The organism is Streptomyces sp. NPDC104371, from assembly GCF_055583785.1.
Genome location: NZ_JBVJNF010000003.1, coordinates 286,354 through 306,171, shown reverse-complemented (window position 1 = coordinate 306,171; position 19,818 = coordinate 286,354). Strand labels below are relative to the sequence as shown.

General features: G+C 69.5%; 18 protein-coding genes. 4 read left to right on the top strand and 14 right to left on the bottom strand.

From position 1 onward, the window contains the following. Positions 1-42: 42 nt before the first annotated feature. From ACZ60T_RS12025 to ACZ60T_RS12000, 6 genes are all read right to left on the bottom strand, one after another. Positions 43-1,968 (bottom strand): pyridoxal phosphate-dependent aminotransferase, encoded by a 1,926-nt coding sequence (locus ACZ60T_RS12025; protein WP_469665773.1) that lies wholly within the window; start codon positions 1,966-1,968, stop codon positions 43-45. After that, positions 1,952-2,926 carry an NAD-dependent epimerase/dehydratase family protein gene (locus tag ACZ60T_RS12020; RefSeq protein WP_469665772.1) on the bottom strand — a complete coding sequence of 325 codons (975 nt, stop codon included), beginning with the start codon at positions 2,924-2,926 and terminating at the stop codon, positions 1,952-1,954. Before ACZ60T_RS12020 ends, ACZ60T_RS12025 begins: the two co-directional genes overlap by 17 nt. 17 nt (positions 2,927-2,943) lie before the next feature. After that, positions 2,944-5,685 (bottom strand): alpha/beta fold hydrolase, encoded by a 2,742-nt coding sequence (locus tag ACZ60T_RS12015; RefSeq protein WP_469665771.1) that lies wholly within the window; start codon positions 5,683-5,685, stop codon positions 2,944-2,946. Between the two features lie 156 nt (positions 5,686-5,841). Continuing rightward, positions 5,842-6,255, bottom strand: a complete 414-nt coding sequence (locus tag ACZ60T_RS12010) for a hypothetical protein (protein ID WP_469665770.1) — start codon at positions 6,253-6,255, stop codon at positions 5,842-5,844. A 341-nt stretch (positions 6,256-6,596) separates the two neighbouring features. Beyond that, the gene (locus ACZ60T_RS12005; protein WP_469666074.1) at positions 6,597-7,127 is read right to left on the bottom strand and encodes a GNAT family N-acetyltransferase; all 531 of its coding nucleotides are present in this window, start codon (positions 7,125-7,127) and stop codon (positions 6,597-6,599) included. Between the two features lie 113 nt (positions 7,128-7,240). Continuing rightward, positions 7,241-7,768 carry an NUDIX domain-containing protein gene (locus ACZ60T_RS12000; RefSeq protein WP_469665769.1) on the bottom strand — a complete coding sequence of 176 codons (528 nt, stop codon included), beginning with the start codon at positions 7,766-7,768 and terminating at the stop codon, positions 7,241-7,243. A gap of 90 nt (positions 7,769-7,858) precedes the next feature. On the opposite strand from ACZ60T_RS12000, the gene ACZ60T_RS11995 reads away from it, so the two are divergent. Next, positions 7,859-9,757, top strand: coding sequence for an SMI1/KNR4 family protein (locus ACZ60T_RS11995; protein ID WP_469665768.1), 1,899 nt, complete (start codon positions 7,859-7,861; stop codon positions 9,755-9,757). 45 nt (positions 9,758-9,802) lie between these two features. Here the strand turns inward: ACZ60T_RS11995 and ACZ60T_RS11990 are convergent, their stop codons facing one another. Both ACZ60T_RS11990 and ACZ60T_RS11985 read right to left on the bottom strand, forming a co-directional pair. Then, positions 9,803-10,336, bottom strand: coding sequence for a GNAT family N-acetyltransferase (locus tag ACZ60T_RS11990; RefSeq protein WP_365628263.1), 534 nt, complete (start codon positions 10,334-10,336; stop codon positions 9,803-9,805). Between the two features lie 106 nt (positions 10,337-10,442). After that, entirely contained in the window at positions 10,443-11,033 is a 591-nt protein-coding gene (locus ACZ60T_RS11985; RefSeq protein WP_469665767.1) for a TetR/AcrR family transcriptional regulator, read from the bottom strand. A gap of 91 nt (positions 11,034-11,124) precedes the next feature. Between ACZ60T_RS11985 and ACZ60T_RS11980 the strand changes: the two genes are divergently transcribed. Then, positions 11,125-11,538 carry a DUF4345 domain-containing protein gene (locus ACZ60T_RS11980; protein WP_469665766.1) on the top strand — a complete coding sequence of 138 codons (414 nt, stop codon included), beginning with the start codon at positions 11,125-11,127 and terminating at the stop codon, positions 11,536-11,538. Positions 11,539-11,588: 50 nt separating this feature from the next. On the opposite strand, the gene ACZ60T_RS11975 is transcribed toward ACZ60T_RS11980, so the two are convergent. Then, on the bottom strand, positions 11,589-12,773 hold the full coding sequence (locus ACZ60T_RS11975; RefSeq protein ID WP_469665765.1) for an MBL fold metallo-hydrolase: 1,185 nt from the start codon (positions 12,771-12,773) through the stop codon (positions 11,589-11,591). Between the two features lie 183 nt (positions 12,774-12,956). On the opposite strand from ACZ60T_RS11975, the gene ACZ60T_RS11970 reads away from it, so the two are divergent. Next, the gene (locus ACZ60T_RS11970; RefSeq protein WP_469665764.1) at positions 12,957-13,541 is read left to right on the top strand and encodes a carboxymuconolactone decarboxylase family protein; all 585 of its coding nucleotides are present in this window, start codon (positions 12,957-12,959) and stop codon (positions 13,539-13,541) included. Positions 13,542-13,739: 198 nt separating this feature from the next. On the opposite strand, the gene ACZ60T_RS11965 is transcribed toward ACZ60T_RS11970, so the two are convergent. Next, the gene (locus tag ACZ60T_RS11965) at positions 13,740-14,525 is read right to left on the bottom strand and encodes an SGNH/GDSL hydrolase family protein (protein ID WP_365628367.1); all 786 of its coding nucleotides are present in this window, start codon (positions 14,523-14,525) and stop codon (positions 13,740-13,742) included. Between the two features lie 302 nt (positions 14,526-14,827). Between ACZ60T_RS11965 and ACZ60T_RS11960 the strand changes: the two genes are divergently transcribed. Further along, complete coding sequence (locus ACZ60T_RS11960) at positions 14,828-15,625, top strand: tyrosine-protein phosphatase (RefSeq protein WP_365628247.1); 798 nt, start codon at positions 14,828-14,830, stop codon at positions 15,623-15,625. 33 nt (positions 15,626-15,658) lie between these two features. Here ACZ60T_RS11960 and ACZ60T_RS11955 read toward each other — a convergent pair whose 3' ends face one another. The 4 genes from ACZ60T_RS11955 to dxs all read right to left on the bottom strand — a co-directional run bounded on the left by ACZ60T_RS11955 (position 15,659) and on the right by dxs (position 19,811). After that, a complete protein-coding gene (locus ACZ60T_RS11955; RefSeq protein WP_252424921.1) occupies positions 15,659-15,808 on the bottom strand; it encodes a DUF6126 family protein in 150 nt (49 codons plus the stop codon). Next, positions 15,805-16,416: a helix-turn-helix domain-containing protein gene (locus tag ACZ60T_RS11950; RefSeq protein WP_252424920.1), complete on the bottom strand. Its 612-nt coding sequence runs from the start codon at positions 16,414-16,416 to the stop codon at positions 15,805-15,807. The genes ACZ60T_RS11955 and ACZ60T_RS11950 overlap by 4 nt, the downstream gene beginning before the upstream one ends. A gap of 93 nt (positions 16,417-16,509) precedes the next feature. Continuing rightward, complete coding sequence (locus tag ACZ60T_RS11945; protein WP_469665763.1) at positions 16,510-17,907, bottom strand: aspartate aminotransferase family protein; 1,398 nt, start codon at positions 17,905-17,907, stop codon at positions 16,510-16,512. Next, positions 17,904-19,811: a 1-deoxy-D-xylulose-5-phosphate synthase gene (dxs, locus tag ACZ60T_RS11940; RefSeq protein ID WP_469665762.1), complete on the bottom strand. Its 1,908-nt coding sequence runs from the start codon at positions 19,809-19,811 to the stop codon at positions 17,904-17,906. The genes ACZ60T_RS11945 and dxs overlap by 4 nt, the downstream gene beginning before the upstream one ends. Positions 19,812-19,818: the final 7 nt, after the last annotated feature.

Here is a 19,818-nt window from a genome sequence, read left to right as displayed (position 1 = left end):
TACGGCGTCGGCCCACAGAACCCCTGTTTCACAGAAGGGCGTTCACAGGGCGGCGGTGAGCGCGTCGAGCAGCGACTCGTTCGCGCGCCTCTCGCCGATGGAGATGCGGCAGGTGTCGGGGATCAGACGTCCGACGTCCGCGACCATGATGCCCGCGGCGCGCAGCCGGTCCATGACCTGTTCGTGTTTGTGCAGCCGGACCAGCAGGAAGTTGGCCTGCGTCGGGAACACCCGGTCCACCGTGGGGTGTTCGGCCAGCAGGGCGGCCATACGGTCCCGCTCGGCCAGGATGTCACCGATGCTGTCGCGCACACGGCGTACGTCGACAAGCCGTTCCCGTACGGCGCGCTGTGACGCGTCGGTGAAGCCGAAGGGCACCTGCACCCGACGCATCGCCTCGATGATTCCGGGCTGGGCAAGGGCGATGCCGCAGCGGGCCCCGGCGAGCCCCCACGCCTTGGACAGGGTGCGCAGCACGATGAGGTTGTCGTGCTCGGCGACCAGACCGGCGTACGACGGCTTGTCACTGAACTCGACATAGGCCTCGTCGATCACCACCAACCCCTCTGTGTGGGCGATGAGTTCATGGACCTGTTCGGGGTCGAGCCGGGTGCCGACGGGGTTGTTCGGGTCACACAGGATCGTGACGCGGGGGTCGGCCGCCAGCATCCGCCGCACGTCGAGCCGGTTCATGTCCTGTCCGCCGAGGGGGACGTCCACGACGGGCAGGCTCAGTACCTGGGCGAAGTGGGCGTACAGCTCGAAGGTGGGCGGTGTCACGCACACCCGGTCGCCCGGCGAGGTCAGGGCCGTCAGGAGCAGCATGACGGCGTCCACCGCACCGCTGGAGAAGAGCAGATGGTCGTCCGTCAGGGCGTCGAGGCCCTTGTGGCCGGGCAGTTGGGCCACGGTGGTGAGGTAGGTACGGGCGAGGTCGGTCGTGTCGAGTTCGGGATAGCGTCCGCCGGGGCCCAGGAACGGGTTGGTGTTGCTCGACAGGTCGATCAGGTCGAACCGCGGGCGGTGCCGGAAGCGGGCCGGGCCGGGGACGGCGACCGTGGTGACGGGCGGGGCCGTGAACCGGGACACTTCCGGTGCCGTGGACGCCTGTTCGGGGGCTGTCAGGCCGGGGGCGCGCAGCCAGTGGTCGAGCGGGACGAAGAGGTCGGCACCCAGAGCGCGTTGGCGATCGGCCTCACCCTGCCCGAGGTGGACCCAGTCGAGGCCGTCGCGGTGGGCGTCGACGTACAACTGGTACAGGGAGACCACGTGGAGACCGTGGCGGGCGGCGGGATCGTCCCGGTCGGTGGCCAGGGCGAGGCAGTACAGGCCTCGGCCGCTGTGGGAGCCCACGAGGAGTCCGGCCTGGACGACGCTCTCGCCCCGGCGCCGGACGAGCAGTTCGGCGCGGTCGGCCAACTGGCTCTGTTCGAGGGCCCGTAGAGCCGCCGCGTCGAAGAGGTCGCCGTGGATGTTGACGAACGCCTCGCGCGCCCAGGGCTTCTCGTCGAGTCCGCCGAGCGGGATCCGCTCCCAGGTGAGGGGCAGCGCTCGGCTACGCCGACGCACATCGTCCAGGCGCTCGGCTCCGAGGCGGCCACGCAGCAGTTCGTCCACGTCGCCGTTCAGCCGTACCACGCACTCGGCACCGGCCGCGACCGGGACGAAGCCGGCCGCGCGAAGGGCCCCGGCGTCGTCGGTGCGGCGCACACGGGGCACGAGGATCTGCGCGGCCTCCGACTCCTCGGCCCGTCGGACGAGCGCGTCGACGTCCTGCGCGGTGGGGGCGGGGCTGGTCGGGCCGTAACCCGCGGCGCCTGCGACCAGGGTGGGGCGGCGCAGGACGTCGTCGTCCGTGAACACCCCCTCACTCAACCTCAGTTGGGACAGAGAACACACGGGTTCACGGGACCCGAGGGCCGCGCACAGTGCCTGTCGCAGCGCGTCGATGTCAGCGGGCCTGCGCATGCCGCTCCCCTTCCTGGGCCTGGAACGCCCCTTGGTGGGCGTCGATACGCTCGCGGTACTCCTCGAACAGCTCGCCGAGCGTGCGGGCGATCCCGGCCTTCCAGCCGATGGTGCAGTCGCCGATGAGGCCGCGTCGTACCTCGTGGTCGAAGATCGCCGTCTCCCGGCTGTAGTCGCTGCGCTCCACGCGCAACGGCACCCCGGTGAGGGCGGACATGTACTCCATGAGGTCGGTGACGCCGACTTCTTCGTCACCGCCCCAGTTCACGACCTGGGCGGGGGTCCGAGCGGAGCCCCACAGCAGCGGCACCTGGCGGACGATGTCGTCGGTGTGCAGGAGGTTGCAGTAGTTCTGCCCGTGGTGCGGCACCGCCGCCGACTGTCCGCCGCGCATCTCCCGGAAGAGGATCATGGGTACCCCGCCGTGCCCGTACGGGCCGTAGGCGATGTTGAGCCGGGCGATCACGGACGGCAGACCGAGCGCCTCGGACAGGCCGCGGACGACGCCCTCCGCGGAGAGCTTGGCCACGGGGTACGTGGGCAGCCAGGGCGCCGCTCCGCCGAGCGGGTCGCCCTCGCGGTAGCGGTGGGTGGGCTCGGCCCGGTGGTAGACCACGCCCGACGACACGTAGAGGAAGCCCTCGGCGTCGGCGCAGTGTGTCATCAGCCGGGCGGTGCCCGCGGTGTTGATCCGCGCGGTCTCCTCGAAGTCACGGCCGTCGCCCCGGTGCACCGCGGAGTGCAGGACGTGTGTGAAGTCCCCGGGCAGTGAGGCCAGTTCGCCGTCGGCCATGTCCCAGACGACAGTGTGGGCGCCCGCGTCCTCCAGCGCCTTGCGGGCGGCCGGGTCGCCGAACCGGCCGAGGCACCACACCTCGTTGTCGCGGGCGAGCGCCTCGGCGACGGGCCGCGCGACCTGGCCGGTGCCGCCGGTGACGAGAATCTTCTTGCTGTGCATGATCGGCTGCTCCTGGTTCATCGGTCGAGCGCTCGGGCCAGTTCGCGCCGCAGGGTCGCTTGGAAGGTCTGTACGTGCTGCGGGCTCATCAACGTGTAGTGCTCGCCGTCGACTTCGATGTACGCGTTGGTGCCGCGCGCGAACCGGTCCCAGTGGCGGAGCTGTTGGTCGAGCCAGTCCTGCTTGGTGCCCTTCAGCGGGGTGCAGTAGAACACCGTGGCCCGCTCGATCGATCCGGACGGTTCGTAGGTGCGGCCCAGGTGGACCATGCTCTGCGCGAGATGGACCCAGGCGGTGAACTGCTCGAGAGTGAGGTCGAGTTCGGTCAGGCGGCGCTGCGGGGCGTGGTCGACGAGATACGCCAACTGGTCGGCCTCCGGCAGCGGACGCAGGGTCGCGGTGAGGTCCGGGATGTCGGAGGGGTCGATCAGCTCCAGGAACAGGGCGAGGTTGATCGCGCCGTCGGTGAAGGTGATCTCGTTCATCCGGCCGGAGATGGACGGCGGCAGATTGAAGATGCCGACGAACTTCACCTCGTCGCCGTCGGCTTCGAGCCGTTTGGCGATCTCGAACGCCACGGCGCCGCCGTAGGAGTAGCCCGCGACGGCGTACGGCCCGCAGGGCTGGGCCCGCCGGATCGCGGCCACGTAGGTGGTGACCATCTCGTCGAACGACGCGAAGTGGGTCTCGCCCTTGCCGAACCCGCGGGCGCGCAGCGCGTGGAACGGCCGTTCGCCGGTGAAGTACTGGGCGAGGTTGACGAAGACGAGCACTTCGCCGAGACCCGGGTGCACACAGAACAACGGCGTTCCGTCGCCGGTCACTTGGAGGGGCACCAGCGGGTCGTACGCGGCGTCCCCGCCGGCTTCGCGGTCGGCGGTGAGCCGACGGGCGAGCGCGCGCACGGTCGGTGCCTGGAGCAGTGTCGCCATCGGTAGGCCGTCGATGCCGAACGCCTGCTGGATCAGCAACTTGAGCCGCAGCACGTCGAGAGAGGTGCCGCCCAGGTCGAAGAAGCTGGCGGTCGCGGGTACTTGCTCGATGTTCAGTACGCGGGCGTAGACCTCGGCGAGCGTGGTCTCGACGTCGCCTTCCGGAGCCACGTAGCCGCCGAGGAACCGCGTACTCACCTCGTCCGCGCGGCGGACCGCGGCGTCCAGGTCACCGGCCTCGACGGCGGCGCGCAGCGACATCCGCAGGATCTTGCTGAGGTTGCTGCGGGGGATGGCCGACTCGGTGACGGGCAGGATGAGATGCGGTCTGAAGCCCCAGTGCATGATGGTGGAGCTGCGGATGGCGACGAGTGTCCGGTACAGGGACGTGTCGTCCGTCGCGTCATCGGCGGGGACGAAGGCGACGACGAGTTGCTCGGAGTCGGCGCCTTCGGGCCGGAACGGGAACGCGGCGACCTGCCCGCGTCGCACACCGTCCAGTTCGTCGAGGGCCGCCTCCAGGTCATGGCTGTAGTAGTTGACGCCGTTGACGATGATGGAGTCCTTGGTACGGCCGACGAGCGTCAACCGGCCGTCGGCGTCCAGGTGTCCGAGGTCCCCGGTACGGAACCAGCCGTCCTTGGTGAACGCCTCGGCGGTGGCCGTCTCGTTCCCGTAGTACCCGCGGGTGACCATCGTGCCGCGCAGTTGCACATCGCCCGGCTTGGTGCAGCCGGGTCGGCTCGTGGTGGCCAGCACGGTGCCGTCTCCCCCGACGACACGGATCTCCAGGCCCTGCACGGGCCTTCCGAGCGACGGGAATTCCAGGTCCAGGTCGCGAGAGGCGAAGTCGCGGTTGAACACACTGCCCGCGCAGGTCTCCGTCATTCCGAAGGCGGGCACGACCACGTCGCCGCGCAGTCCGTACGGGGCGAGCGCCGCCAGGAAGTTCTGTACGGTGGCGGTCACGGTGGCCTCACCGCCGGAGATGATGTGGCGGACGTGCGACAGGTCCCACTCTCCGGCCGTCGGCGGCTGTCGGTCGAGCGCCTGATTCAGTTGGCCGAACAGGAAGTTGGGGGTGAAGGTCACCCGGACCTGATGCGCCGCGATCAGTCGGAGGAACTCCAGGGGGTCGGCGAGGACCGTGGCCGGGTCCGTCATGACCTGGTTCGCTCCGTTGAACATGGGCAGCAGATGAGCCTCGATGGCGGCGATGTGGTCGGCCGAGATCCAGTTCAACGAGGTGTCGTCGGGCCCGAGTCCAAGCGCTCCCGCCTTCCCGGCCTGCGCGGCGAGGAGGTTGGCGTGGGTGAGCCGAACAGCCTTGCTCTTGCCGGTGGATCCCGAGGTGAGCATGAGCAGGGCGAGGTCGTCCGGGTCGGGTGTGTGCAACTGCTGGGCCCCGGCCTGGGTTTGGCTCAGCTCCTCGACGGTCACCGATCGCAGCCCCACATCGGGCAGTTCGTGAGCAGCCGCCTTGGAGCCGATCACCAGCGGGTCGCCGAGCAGCGTCCGCAGATGCTCCAACCGGTCACGCCACCGCGCCGGATCGGCCGCCGGTGCGACCGGGCACGGCACGATGCCGCTCAGTACACAGCCCCAAAAGGCGGGAAAGAAATACTCGGGGTCGGTGGCCGTAATCAGTACGCGGTCGCCCGGGGCAATGCCGTGGTCGCGGAGCCCCTGCGCAATACAGACCGCGGAGTCCCGCAATTCCGCGTAGGAAAGGAACGAACCACCGACGAAGGTGACACCGCGGGACATGTCGAGTGCTGCCCTGTCGAGCAGGTCGGGAAGCGTCGCGACACGACGTATTTCGGGCATGAAGAGAGGACCTCCGGTCGAAGGAACGGGAAATGTAGGCAGGGGTACGCCACGCATTCCCTGACGAGTGGACCGTGCTGAGTGAACTCTGGTGTGGGGGCTCTTGACGAGTGGGCGCTTGACGAACGCGCCGCGGACAACCGGCGCGCGGGCCTCCTAGGAGTGCGACACCGCTCTCCGCGCTCCATCGGGCATATTGGTCACATTGAATCGGACGACGTCACGAACCTTCTTGTCCAGTTCGGATTCGTCCGGGTCGGACACGATCGTCTGGCCGTTCCGGCCGTAGGAACCGGACGGCGCGTCGTGCGTTCCACCATGGCCCATCCGGGTCGGCGGTGCGCCGAGTGCGCTGACCTCGGCGCCGAGGAGATCGACACCGTAGGTCAATTCATCGTCCTGTGGGGAGAATCCACCGGGAAGCCGAATGGCGCACTCCCCGAACCTGAGGGCCGCTTCCTCCTCGAATTCCTCCGGCACACCCATGAGGGATTGGACCACAGAGAAAGGATTCAGACCGCGACGTCTCAGCGCCCGGTCGAGATCGCCTCGATATCCGACGACGATCACTCTCGACACTCTCGCCCCCCGCATGTGATTCAGACGATCGATGGACCGGATGAACTCTTTGCCTTGCCCGAGGACGGACGCTGGCATCGTGTCACAGGAGTCCCGGGAAGTGGACATGCCAATCCATGATCGTTCAACGTGATCACCGTGACATGAATCACAGCATAATGGGATGGATGGAAATCACGGGCGACAACTCCGCTTATGAATTCCACTATTACCGGCAAACACGGCAAATCTCGACTCAGGTATCTGGTCGCGGTGCCACTGCGCCCATGCCGACGCCGGGCCCCTGGCGGGAGCCCTCTCACCCGTACGGCGGGTTCAGCCTGTCGGCGAAGTCAAGTACGGACGCCGAACCACTGTTGGGCGCCGAACTCTTCGAACCGCTCCACCTCGGTGAACCCCAGCTTCGTTGCGAGGCGCATCGCGCGGTCGTTGACTGTTTGGGTGCAGAGCACCACGGGCTCGTCGGGGCACGCGTCGGCGAACCAGTCGAGGGCCGCCGCGCATGCCTCGGCCGCGTACCCGCGTCCCCACGCCTCCGGCAGGAACATGTAACCGAGTTCGGCCTCTCCGGCACCCGGTCGGACGTGGCCCGGACGCTCTGCGTCGCGACGATCGAGCGTGATCATGCCGATCATCGCTCCGTCGAGATCGATCACGAAACGGCCAGGGTGCCGACCGGGCACCTCAGGCATCGCGCGGTCGAGCTCAGCACGCGGTCGAGGGCCACCGATGTAGGTGCCCACCTCCGGCGATGCGAACAGCTCGATGAACGCCGCGCGGTCCCGGGCCTCGGACTCGCGGAGCACGAGCCGTTCGGTCCTGATCGGGGCAGGCGGCCAGGCGATGGGTCCAAGCTCGGTCATGACGGGCAACCTATCGCATGCCCTCCGAGCGGCGAACGCTCTTCTCACCAGGCGGTTCTGGTCCGACGGGCGCCGTTCGGCACATGCCGCCAAGTCCCATACGGACCTCACGTTCAGGGTAGGTCCCCTAGGTAGACGGAGCCGGTCGCGGCTTGTCCGGCGCCGAGTCCGACGAGAGGTGCCGTCAACCCCAGTGGAAGCAGGACCAGTTCACCGATGGTGGCCAGAGGATGCCACACGACGGCTGACTGTGTGCGGTCCGGCGCTGTTGCCGACGACGCGCCCTCTGAGGCTGGTTGAGCCGCGAAGTACAACTGAAGTTGCTGCGTTCGGGTTCGGTGGTGCGGGTGGCCCGGGTGCCGTTCCGGCAAGTACTCGCGGACCCAGAGCAGTTCGCCGATGCTGACTCGCAAGCCGGTCTCTTCCCTCACCTCCCGGCAGGCGGCCTCGGCAGCCGTCTCACCGGGCTCTACACGTCCGCCGGGCAGAACGTGGAACTCCCGGTCGCCATCGCGATGCCGGATGAGAAGGACACGGCCCTCCTGGTCCACGACGACCGCGCGAGCACTGACCCGCAACGCGGGCTCGTGCGTGCGCAGTTCGACGCCGCATGCTGACTCCGAGGGCGAGTGGTCGTTCATGCGGGACAGCCTAGGGGGGCACACGCGGCGGGTTGCCGCGCTGGTGCGAGCAGCGGAGCGTTGTCAGTGGCGGGTGGCAGCATCAGACGCATGACGGACACCACGGCATTCGACTGGCGGCCCTTCCTCGTCAAGTGGAGCGAGGAGTGGGCGGATTCCCTGCCGGACGGCGAGACGCAGGGCGAGGACGACGAGGCCGCGCGCCGGGCGCGATGGCTCGGGTTCCCGCCCGCGTCCGAGGAGCGGATCACCGCCGTGGAGAAGCGCCTCGGCCGCCATATGCCGCCCTCGTACCGGGAGTTCCTCAAGGTCAGCGACGGCTGGCGGAACGCGGGCGGGTTCGTATGGCTGCTGGCGGGAACCGAGGACGCGCGCTGGCACAACGACGAGTCGGGACTCGCGGACATCTTCGAGGAGTACCTGGACGAGGACGCCGGACCCGAGGAGCGGCATGAGGTGGACGTCTGGCGGCGCGGGCTACAGCTCGACGTGGAGTCCGACGCCATCTACGTCCTCATGGACCCCGAGGACGTGGACGAGGACGGCGAGTGGGCCGTCTACACATGGGCGAGCTGGCGGGCCGCGCCACCGGAGCGGTACGGCAACTTCCTTGAGTTCATGCGGGACATGTACCGGGAGTTCCACAGCCTGCGGTCGGACAAGAGCGCCGAGGAGCCGACGTTCGTCAACGACACGACGCAAGAGCTGGACGCCCTGGTGGAGGAAGCCAGGCTGAAGGCGTTGCGCGGCGGCTGGCAATGGGCCGAAGAGGCGCTGGACGCGGCCAAGGAGTACGGCAGGCCGCGCGCCACCGGGCTGGGTGACCAGATACGCCGCCTGCTCGGACAGAGTCACGCGGTGCACTTCGACGGCCTGGTGACAGACCCGCGGTACGCGCCCGAGCTGCTGCCACCGCTGGTCGCCGAGCACGCGGCCCACTCGTACCGGGACGACTCCCTGCTGACGTTCCATCTGCGCGGTGCGGACGACGACTTGGTGTCATTGGCTTACGCGATGCTGGAGTCGGCACGGAACGGCACGTATCAATACACGGTGGCCGGACCGTTCGGTGAAGCGGTCGAGCGGGCGCGGGAGTTGGCGCGGTGGGGAGACAGCGACCGGGCATGGCGGACGCTGCTGAACGCTCTGCCCCTGTGGGAGCCGCTGGGGCCGGACCACTTGGCGCCGCTGGGGTGGGTGGCCGACCCGGTCCTCGGGCCGCTGCTGACCCCGGAGCGGGGCCGCGAGTTGCTCTCCACACCACGGGGCGGGCAGACGGGCGAGGCACCGACTCCGACGGCTGCGCTCGACCCGGACAGTCTGGCGTGGCTCGCGGAGCCGGACCCGGGCAACAACCGCACGTCCTACCGGTTCGTCCTGTTGGAGGGGGTCGAGCCGGAGGACGTACTCGGACGGCTCGCGGACGGGGACGGGGACGGCATCGTGCTGAACGAACCCATGACGTTGTGGGACGCGCGTCGCGAACCGCCGCAGAACCAGCGGGAGTTCTCGTCCTACGACGACAGGGCTCTCGTGGCGGTCGGCCGGGCCGGCACCGGTTGGAGCTTCGCCTTCGACGACGACCCCGCCCCGTTCCCCGAGGAGCGGCTCGTCTCACCGGCCGCTGCCGCCAGCGCGGGCACCCGCGCGGTGGTGGTGTGGAGCGGCCTGAGGGCGTGGTACAGGGATCCGTACTTCCACCTTTCGGTGGCGCAAGACGGTACCGAGCAGTACGCGTTCACGTACGTGAACGGAGAGATCAGGAGAAGCGGGGAGATACCGCAGGCGCTGGACCCGAGCCGGTTCTTCGGCGAGCAGGGAGATGACACCGAGACGGAACGGCGGCTCCTGGAAGCGGTGACCGCGGAGTTCGGTGTGGCTCTGCCACGTCACGCCATCGTGAACGGGCGGCTGCACACGTTCACCACCCGTTCCTGGACCCGACCGCCGCAGGACGGCGAGACGTACGCGGTGATACGCGTGTCCTAGGAAGCCGCGCGCCCGACACATGGCGGCAGCGGCGGCGCGGTCGATTCATGCCTGGAACTCGGTGAGGTCGATGGCGTGGACGCGCAGTGGGTAGTCGTACACCGGGTGGGTCGTCTCCCGTTCGAACGTCATGCCGAGCTTGCGGAGGACGTTCTCGGAGGCGTTGTCACCCACCCGGTTGATGCTGATGACGCGGTCCAGACCGCGGTCCTGGAGAGCGAACTCCAGTGTGGCGTGGGCGGCTTCGGACGCGTACCCCTGGCCCCAGAACTGCGAGCCGATCCGCCAACTGATCGCCACGGCGGGCATCACCTCCGGCAGGAACTCGGGTACGGACAGTCCCGTGAAGCCGATCAGTTCGCCCGAGGCCAGCAACTCGACGGCGAAGAGCCCGAAGCCTTCCTCGTCCCACTCCTCCTCCCACCGCTCGATGTCCTCGGCGGTGCGCTCCAGGTCGCGCACCGAGCCGTCGTCGATCCAGCGCATGACCCGTGGGTCCGCGTGGATGTCCGCCATCGGCACGAGGTCGTCGTCATGCCAGGTACGGAGGAGGAGGCGGGGCGTATGGATCTCGGTCATGCACCCATCCTGCCGAAGCCAAGGGCCTCATCCCTAATCGGTGCTCACCCCCTCAGGGACCTCGCTGACCGGCCTCTGCCGGGATGTACGTCAACGGCCCCTGGCACTACTCGAGTTCGGGGATGAGCGGGCGAAGCCCGCCGAGTACCGCGCCGACGCAGATGTCGCGCAGTTGGGTGCGGGTGCAGGTCTCGTGGGTGAGCCAGTCGACGCAGAGGACCTGGACGAAGACCAGCCAGCTCTTCAGGACGCCGGACACGACCTCGCGGGTGCTGTCGTCCGCGAGGGGCAGGACGGTCAGCAGTCGCGCGCGGAGCATGTCCAGTTCGTTCGTCATGATCGTCTGGATCACCGGGTCGCCCGCGAGGACCTGGTTCGCGGCGAGGACGGCGTTGCGGTTCGCGACGAAGTAGTCGAGGTGGATGTCCATGCCCTGGACGAGCTGTTCGACCAGGGAGTCGGCGGGGTCGAGCCGCGTCCCGGCCAGCAGTTGGTCCGCCGCCTGCTGGTACACGGCGGCGAAGAGGGCGTGCTTGCTGGGGAAGTGTCGGTAGAGCAGGGCCCGGGAGACACCGGCCTCTTCGGCGACCTCCTCCATCAGCACGTCGGCGTAGGGGCGTGCGGCGAAGAGCCGTGCGCCGACGGTGAGGAGTTGGGCGCGGCGGTCGGCGGGAGTGAGTCGCTGGCGGGGAGGCACGGACGAAGTGTAGTTGACACGTGTCTACTAGCAAGTCCAAGGTAGTAGACACATGTCAACTAAGCCCCGTTCGGGACTGCTTGGAGGGACCATGGCCAGGGCTCTGCGCGTACTCGCACAGGTGATGGGCTGGGCGTGCGTGGCGATCGGCCTGTTCCATGTGGCACTCGGCAACGCGGCGATCCCCGGCGCCGGTTCCGCCGGCGCGACGATCGACAGTTGGGGCCGGTTCATGGGGGCAAGCTTCGTCGGCTACGGGCTGGCGTGGCTCTGGGCCGCGCGGCAGCGCCCGATCCCGGCTCAGGCGGTACGGTGGCTGGCCACCGTCTTCCTCCTGGGCGGCGTCGGCCGACTCCTCTCACTCGCCACACACGGATGGCCGCAGTGGTTCCAGCTCGCACTGACGGTGATCGAACTCGCCCTGCCGCCGGTCTTCTTCTGGCTGGCGGACGCGGAGGAGCGGGCCGTGCGCGGCGGCGTGGAGGCGGCGCCTGTCGGACGATGAGTGCGCCCCCACCGCGAGGATGTCCGACACGCGCCTCGGTTCCTCCGCGGTCAGCCCTCGCCCACGAGGTCGAGATCCTCGGGTGACACCTCGGCGCTGACCTCCGGAACAGGCCACTCACGCTTCAGCGGCAGGGACACGTCCCGCCACCACGGGCGCGTGGGCAACTCCCCGGCGGGCTCGAACGGTTGGCCGGGGATGGGGAAGGCGACCGCCTGCCCGACCGCCTCCGCCGCGGCCAGCGTCCACTCCCCCGGCTCCGCCCAGGGATGCGGGGCAAGACTGAAGGTGCCCCAGTGGACGGGCAGCAACACGCCGTGGGGTCGGCCGCGTTGGAGGTCGAGATGCGCGGTCGTGCCCTCCTCGGGGGTCATATGGATGTCCGGCCAGAACTCCGCGTACGCGCCTATCTGGATCATCGTGGCGTCGAACGGGCCGTACTCGGCGCCGATCTCCTGGAAGCCCTTGAAGTAGCCGGTGTCACCGCTGTGGTAGACGCGGTGCTCGTCACCGGCCACGGACCACGACGCCCACAGCGTGTGCTGTCCGTTGCGCAGGCCCCGGCCGCAGAAGTGGCGGGCGGGTGTGGCGGTCAGGGTGAGGCCGCCGACCTTCGTCGACTCATGCCAGTCCAGCTCGCGCAAGCGGTCCGCGGAGACTCCCCAGTACTCCAGATGGGCACCGACGCCGAGCGGTATCACGAAGACGGTGTCGGTGTCGGCCAGCGCCTTGATGGTGGGCAGGTCGAGGTGGTCGTAGTGGTCGTGGGAGATGACGACGGCGTCGACGGGGCCCAGCGCGGCCAGCGGCAGCGGCACCGGGTGCAGCCGCTTGGGGCCCGCGAACGCCAGCGGGGAGCAGCGCTCGCCCCAGACCGGGTCGATCAGCACCCGGTGCCCGTCGATCTCGACGAGCACCCCGGAGTGCCCCATCCACGTCAGCCGCAGCCCGCTCGCCGGGGGCCTGGCCAGATCGGCGTACGTCGTCGGGTGCACCGGGATGGTGCCGGACGGGCCGCGGCGGGCGCGGTCCTCCTTGCGGAAGAAGGCCTTCGCCAGGTCCAGGGCGGAGCCGCCCGTCGGACGGGTCCGGGTCCCCTCGGGGTTCACGAAGGCGCCGTTCGCGAAGTTCGGTGATCTACGGATGCGTGCCAGCCGCTCTCCGCTCGGGTCCGCGCCGAAGGCCGCGGGCTGCACGGCGCGCAGCCCGGACGTCAGAGAACGGGAACCAGTCACGGCACCTCCTGTGAGAGTCGATCTGTGGGAGTCGGTCCGGCAGTTCATTATGGTCGGCCCCTCTGACAGCGCGGGAGCGTTCGCCTCGTCGGGCCGGATGTCACATTCGGGGGCGCCGGTACGTCGTCATGGTGCGGGCGCCCACGAGGAGCGCCCGGGAACGACGTACTGGAGGTGCCACCCATGGCCCGTGTCTCCCTGACTCCGCGCCGCACCGTCTTCTTCCGCATGATGGAGTGGTATTCGCGGCGGACGTACGGCAAGGTCCTCGACCCCGGCAAGGCGCTCGCCCACCAGCCCCGTGTGCTGCGGTCCTATCTGCAGTTCGAGCGTGCGGTGGGGAAGTGGAACCAGCTCGACCCGGGTCTGAAGGTGCTGGCCGAGATGGGGGCCGCCGCGACGATCGGCTGCTCCTGGTGCATGGACTTCGGCTACTGGGCGGGGCGGCAGCAGGGCATGGACCCGCAGAAGCTGCTCGACGTGCCGCGCTGGCGGGACAGTGATGTGTACACGGAGGCGGAACGGGATGTCCTGGAGTACGCCGAGGCGATGACGGCCACACCGCCCGAGGTGGACGACGAGCTGGCCGCCCGGCTCATCGGTCGCCTGGGGGAGCCCGCGTTCGTCGAGCTGACCGCGATGGTCGCGGTGGAGAACCTGCGCTCACGCATCAACTCCGCGCTGGGGCTGACGAGTCAGGGCTTCAAGGACTCCTGCGACGTACCGAACACCACCCGGCGGACGGAAGGAACCTCCACCGCCCGGTAGTGCCCGACCCACATACGAACGCGTACGCCACCGGCGGGCACACCGCGAGCAAAAGGCCGTGCCCGCCGGGCAATTGACCGCGCCCGCCAAGTACGGGGCCGAGCGTGAGTGGCCAGCCTGCCGAGGCCAGGTAACCACACCCGCCCAGGGAGAGTGCCCGCACCCGTCAAGCACGCGCCCCGCCCCGAGCGCCCGCGCTCACACCGCCTGGGCGATCCGCTCCCTGATGTCGTCCGGAGACAGGGTGCCCTTCGCCTCGACGCGGTCGCCGGAGGACTCGCCGCGCAGTCGGCGCCCGATCCAGGGGGCCAGGTACTCGCGTGCCCACTGGATGTCGTCGCGCCGTACTTCGAGCGTGCCGCGCGGCGGCAGCGGCGGCCACGGCTGGTCCGGGTCGGCGGGCACCTCGATGCCGAGCACCTGGCCCGCCCTGAGGGCGACCCGGGTGTGCCCCTCGGGCGAGAGGTGGAGCCGGTCCTCGTCCCAGGCGCGCCGGTCCTGGACGGTCTTCAGCGACCACAGGTCGAGGACCGGGCAGCCGTACCGGTCGGCGATCGCCCGGACATGCCCGTTGTACGTGGCGACCTTGCCGCGCAGATGCTTGAGCAGGGGCACGCCACGGGTGTCGAAGCCGGTGGTCACCATGACGGTGCCCGCGACGGCCGTGAGGCCCGCGACGGCCCGCTCGAAGCGCTCGGCGACGTCGTCGGGGTCGGTGCCGGGCCGGATGATGTCGTTGCCGCCCGCGCAGAAGGACACCAGGTCGGGGGCGAGGTCCAGGACCTTCGGGAGCTGGTCCTCGACGATCTGGTCGAGCAGCTTGCCGCGCACGGCAAGGTTTGTGTACGCGAAGTCGCCCTCGGGCCGCCGGTCGGCGAGGAGCACCGCGAACCGGTCGGCCCAGCCGACGAACTGTCCGTCCGGGCCGGGGTCGCCGACGCCTTCGGTGAAGCTGTCCCCCACCGCCACGTACGACCCGATCACTGATCTGTAGTCATTCTTCGAATCGTCTGCCACGTCGCCCCATGATTCACCTTCGGGTGTGAGCTACGCGACCGTAGGAAGGGGTTGACGGTTGGTGAGATAGAACACTCGGATTGGTGGGGCTGGTACGGAATAACCCCGGAGGCAAGCCGGGGACAACCGGGGGACGCGTCGGGGACCACTGCCGCGGCCCGACTTGTGGGTCGCCGCGTCAGGGGAATGGTTGCCTGATGAACCTTGTCGTATCGTCAAGGCGCGGCCCGCCGACGATCAGCGTCGACGGACGGTTGGAAGGAGCCCCTGTGACGCAGCACGTCCCGTCGATCGAGCCCGAGCTGGCCGGTGTGCGCAACTTCCGAGACGTGGGCGGCCTGCCGACCGTGGACGGGCGGCGGGTGCGCCAGGGTGTGCTCTTCCGCAGCGGTCATCTCGCGCATGCGACACAGGAGGACGCGACGTTCCTCTCCTCCCTCGGTCTGCACACGATCTTCGACTTCCGCAACGCGGCGGACAAGCGACTGGAGGGGCCGGACGTCGCGCTGCCGGGGGTGCGCAACGTCAACCTTCCGCTGAGCGATCCGGCCGACGGCGCCGAGTTCTGGAAGATGGTCCGCGACGGCGATCTGGAGCAGTTGCGCGCGGTGCTCGCGGACGGCAAGGCCGCGGGCCGCATGATCGCCTCGTATCGCACGATGGTCACGGAGCGCACGACCGAGCACGCGCGGGTGCTGCACGCGCTGGCCGAGGACAGTGTGCCGGTGCTGATGCACTGCGCCGCGGGCAAGGACCGCGCGGGCCTGTCGATCGCGGTCACGCTGCTGGCCCTCGGGGTCGAGCGCGAGGCGATCGTGGCGGACTATCTGGAGTCGAACGCCAAGCACCGCCGGTACAAGGTGCACCGCAACGGCGCGCGGGCCGAGGCCTACTCCCCCGAGGTGATGGAGTTGCTCAGCCCGCTCTTCGACGCACGCGCCGAGTACCTCACGGCGGCGTTCGAGACCGTGGAGCGGACGTGGGGCGGTGTCGACACCTATCTGGAGCGGGGGCTCGGGGTCACACCGATGCTGCGGGAGCGGCTGCGCGAGAGGCTGCTGGACTGAGCCGCTCCCGTTGCGGGTCGTGCTGTGTGCCCCTTACTTCGCGCCCACCTCGAACAGCAGCCAGATGAACCCGGCGAAGAGGTGACCGACGGCGATGTAGATGATGAGTCGGATCCACAGGGCGCGGGGGAACTTCTCCTCCCGCGTGTTCTGGTCGGAGCGGGTCTGCGGCTGCTCGGTCATGGCATTTCTCCTGGGGTGGGGCCGATACAGAGCGCGGAGTTCGGGCTCTGGAGCAGGGTGTGGACGAAGAGCAGCTCGGCCCCGTCGTGATCGACGGCCGCGAGCCGATGAGGGGTGAGCGAGTCGAAGTGGGCGCTGTCGCCGGGCTCGAGGATGTGAGCGCTGTCACCGAGGCGCAGGCGCAGCCGCCCCTTGAGGACGTACAGCCATTCCTCGCCGGGGTGGACGCGCACGATGTCGCCCTGGGTGCCGTGGGGGACGCGGACGCGCAGGGCCTGCATCCCGCGGCCCGGTGCGCCGGTCTGCCAGTACGTCCAGCCGCCCGCGTGCGTGGGCTCCATGGCGGGGGCGCGGACGACCGCGTCCCGGTCGGGGACGGTCTCGCCGAGCAGTTCGGAGACTGTCGTACCGTAGATACGAGCGAGAGCGAGCAGCATCGGCAGCGAAGGCTGTCGCTGTCCGGTCTCCAGCCGTGACAGATGCGCGGGCGAGAGCCCGGCGGCGCGGGCCGCGGCCTCCAGCGTGAGGGAGGCACGACGTCGCAGCGCTCGCAGTTGGGGCGCGACGGCGGGCAGGTCCTCGATCGGCCCGGTCTCGGAAGTGCTCATACCCCTATTGAGCCGCAGCTTTGCCTTTCAGGCAAACTTCTTGCCTGTCAGGCAAAGACCGCCGGATCTTCCCTCGAGGACCCCTCGCCGCGGCTACCGGTTCGCCACTGCCTGCTTGATCAGCGTCTTGCCGAAGTCCCACATCAGCCCGCCGCCGTGCGCGTCGTCCATGACCGCGGTGAAGGCCTCCACGAACCGGTCGACGTCCTGCTCGTCGATGGTCAGCGGCGGGATCAGCTTGATCACCTCCAGATGGTCCCCGGAGACCTGGGTGAGGATGCGATGCCGTTGCAGCAGCGGGACGACGACCATCTGCGCGAACAGGCCCTTGCGGGCCGCCTGCAGCATGGTCCAGCGGCTGCGCAGCTTCAGCGAGCTGGGCCGGCCGAACTCGACGCCGATCATCAGGCCCCGGCCGCGTACGTCGCTGAGCAGCTCGTACTTGTCGATGAGCGCCGAGAGCCGGGACATGAGCTGGTCACCGACCACGCGGGCGTTCGCGACGACCCGCTCGTCCTCCATGACGGACAGGACCGCGAGCCCGGCCGCCATCGCCTGGGCGTTGGATCCGAAGCTCGCGGAGTGCACCAGCACCCGGTCCATGGACGAGTAGACCTTCTTGAAGATCCACTCCTTGCCGAGGGTGGCGCCGACCGGCACATAGCCACCGGAGAGCGCCTTGGCCACGCACACCAGGTCCGGCTCGACGCCGCTCTCGTGCTGGTAGGCGTAGAACTCCCCGGTGCGGCCGAGACCGGTCTGCACCTCGTCGGCGATCAGCAGCGCCTTGTGCCGCCGCAACAGCTCCTGGGCGGCGGTCAGATAGCCGGGCGGGGCCGCGTGGACGCCCTTGCCCTGGATGGGCTCGACGATGAGGGCCGCCACGTCTCCCTTCCTCAACTCCCGGGCCAGGGCGTCGAGATCGCCGAGCGGCACCGCCGTGTCGGGCAGCAGCGGCGCGAAGCCGTCGCGGAAGCCGGACTCGCCGTTCACGGACAGGGACCCGGTGGTCAGCCCGTGGAAGGCGTGGGCGCAGTACAGGATCCGGGGCCTGCCCGTGGCGAACCGGGCGAACTTCAGCGCGGTCTCGACCGCCTCCGTCCCGCTGTTGCCGAAGAACACCCGGTCCAGATGCGGGCTGTGGGTCAGCAGCTTCTCGGCGAGCAGTCCGGGCAGCGGCTGGCAGTCGAAGCGGGTGAGGTCGGCGAGGTGGGCGTCCAGGACGTCGTGCAACGCCTTGCGGACCACGGGGTGATGGCGGCCGAGGCCCATCACCCCGAACCCGGCGAGCATGTCCAGGTAGTCGTTGCCGTCCGCGTCCCAGAAGTGGGCTCCCTCGGCACGCTCGTAGACCTTGTCGAAGCCGATCGTGTGGAGCATGCGCGGAAGTTGGTGGTTGAGGTACTTCGTGTGCAGCTCGTAGCGCTCGCCCCCGCGCTCGGCCAGCAGCGCGCCGAGGTCGAACTCCCGCTTCCCGGAAGGGGTGGTCATTCCTGGTTCTCCTTGGACAGCTCGTCCCCGGCCGCGTCCCGGGCGGCCAGAGCGGCACCGATACGGCCCGCGATCTCGACGGGGGTGAGGCCGATGTCGGCCAGCACCTCGGCGCGCTTGGCGTGTGCGAGGAACTGCTCCGGGATCCCGAACCGCCGTACGGGTACGTCGACTTCGGCGTCGCCGAGCGCCAGCGCGACCGCCGCGCCGACCCCGGCGGACCGGCTGTTGTCCTCGACGACCGCGACGAGCCGGTGCGCGGCGGCCAGGCCCGGCAGCGCGGGGTCGACGGGCTTGACCCAGCGCGGGTCGACGACCGTGCAGCCGATGCCGCGGTCCCGCAGCAGTTCGGCGGCCTGGAGGCAGACGGGCGCCATGACGCCGACGGCGACCAGGAGCACCTCGGGCCGCTCGGCCCGGTGCAGCACGTCCAGGCCGCCCACCCGGTCCACCGCCGGGATCGCCGGGCCCACCGACTCCTTCGGGAACCGGATCAGCGTCGGCGCGTCGTCGACGGCGACCGCTTCCCGCAACTGGGCCCGCAGTTGGTCGGCGTCGCGGGGCGCGGCGATCCGCAGTCCGGGCACCACCTGGAGGATCGACATGTCCCACATGCCGTTGTGCGACGCTCCGTCGGCGCCCGTGACCCCGGCCCGGTCCAGCACGAAGGTGACCCCGCAGCGGTGCAGGGCGACGTCCATCAGCAGTTGGTCGAAGGCGCGGTTGAGGAAGGTCGCGTAGACGGCGACGACGGGGTGGAGTCCGCCGGTCGCGAGACCGGCCGCGGAGACCGTCGCGTGCTGTTCGGCGATCCCGACGTCCCACACCCGGTCGGGGAACCGCTCGGCGAACCCGGTCAGGCCCACCGGGTGCAGCATGGCCGCCGTGATCGCCACGACGTCCTCGCGTTCCTCGCCGATGCGGACGATCTCGTCGCCGAACACGGAGGTCCACGAGGGGCCGCCGGACGACGCCACGGGTTCGCAGGTGCGGGGGTCCAGCACACCGACGGTGTGGAAGTGGTCCTCCTCGTGGGCGAGCGCGGGCTCACAGCCGCGGCCCTTCTCGGTGAGGCAGTGGATCAGTACCGGGCCGTGGAAGCGTTTGGCCCGGCGCAGCGCCGACTCGACGGCCCGTACGTCGTGTCCGTCGATCGGCCCGACGTACTTCAGGCCGAGGTCCTCGAACAGGCCCTGCGGTGCGAACGCGTCCTTGAAGCCCTTCTTGGCGCCGTGCAGGGCCTCGTAGACGGTGGAGCCGACGACCGGCGTGCGCTGGAGCACGCCCTTGCCCCAGGCCAGGACCTTCTCGTAGCCGTCCGTGGTGCGCAGCGTGGCGAGGTGGTTGGCGAGGCCGCCGATGGTCGGCGCGTAGGAGCGTTCGTTGTCGTTGACGACGACGATGAGCGGACGGTCCCGGGCGGCGGCGATGTTGTTGAGCGCCTCCCAGGCCATGCCGCCGGTCAGCGCGCCGTCCCCGATGACGGCGACGACATGACCCTTCTCCCCTTGCACCTGGCGGGCCTTGGCGAGGCCGTCGGCCCAGCCGAGCGCGGTGGAGGCGTGGCTGTTCTCGATGATGTCGTGCTCGGACTCCTCGCGGGACGGGTAGCCGGACAGGCCGCCCTTGCCGCGCAGTTTGGAGAAGTCCTGACGTCCTGTCAGAAGCTTGTGCACATAGCTCTGGTGACCGGTGTCCCACAGGATCCGGTCGACCGGTGACTCGAAGACCCGGTGGAGCGCGATGGACAGTTCCACCACGCCCAGATTGGGTCCGAGGTGGCCGCCGGTCCTGGCGACCGCCTGGATCAGGAACTCCCTGATCTCCTCGGCCAGTTGACGAAGCTCCGCCTCGGACAGCGCCTTCAGGTCACGTGGTCCCCGGATGTTCTCCAGCAGCGTCACGCTAGGC

What these genes read in the sequence shown, in the direction of transcription:
- ACZ60T_RS12025 (WP_469665773.1), bottom strand. Translation starts at nt 1,968, where the DNA reads ATGCGCAGGCCCGCTGACATCGACGCGCTGCGACAGGCACTGTGCGCG.
- ACZ60T_RS12020 (WP_469665772.1), bottom strand. Translation starts at nt 2,926, where the DNA reads ATGCACAGCAAGAAGATTCTCGTCACCGGCGGCACCGGCCAGGTCGCG.
- ACZ60T_RS12015 (WP_469665771.1), bottom strand. Translation starts at nt 5,685, where the DNA reads ATGCCCGAAATACGTCGTGTCGCGACGCTTCCCGACCTGCTCGACAGG.
- ACZ60T_RS12005 (WP_469666074.1), bottom strand. Translation starts at nt 7,127, where the DNA reads ATGACCGAGCTTGGACCCATCGCCTGGCCGCCTGCCCCGATCAGGACC.
- ACZ60T_RS12000 (WP_469665769.1), bottom strand. Translation starts at nt 7,768, where the DNA reads ATGAACGACCACTCGCCCTCGGAGTCAGCATGCGGCGTCGAACTGCGC.
- ACZ60T_RS11995 (WP_469665768.1), top strand. Translation starts at nt 7,859, where the DNA reads ATGACGGACACCACGGCATTCGACTGGCGGCCCTTCCTCGTCAAGTGG.
- ACZ60T_RS11990 (WP_365628263.1), bottom strand. Translation starts at nt 10,336, where the DNA reads ATGACCGAGATCCATACGCCCCGCCTCCTCCTCCGTACCTGGCATGAC.
- ACZ60T_RS11980 (WP_469665766.1), top strand. Translation starts at nt 11,125, where the DNA reads ATGGCCAGGGCTCTGCGCGTACTCGCACAGGTGATGGGCTGGGCGTGC.
- ACZ60T_RS11970 (WP_469665764.1), top strand. Translation starts at nt 12,957, where the DNA reads ATGGCCCGTGTCTCCCTGACTCCGCGCCGCACCGTCTTCTTCCGCATG.
- ACZ60T_RS11955 (WP_252424921.1), bottom strand. Translation starts at nt 15,808, where the DNA reads ATGACCGAGCAGCCGCAGACCCGCTCCGACCAGAACACGCGGGAGGAG.
- ACZ60T_RS11950 (WP_252424920.1), bottom strand. Translation starts at nt 16,416, where the DNA reads ATGAGCACTTCCGAGACCGGGCCGATCGAGGACCTGCCCGCCGTCGCG.
- ACZ60T_RS11945 (WP_469665763.1), bottom strand. Translation starts at nt 17,907, where the DNA reads ATGACCACCCCTTCCGGGAAGCGGGAGTTCGACCTCGGCGCGCTGCTG.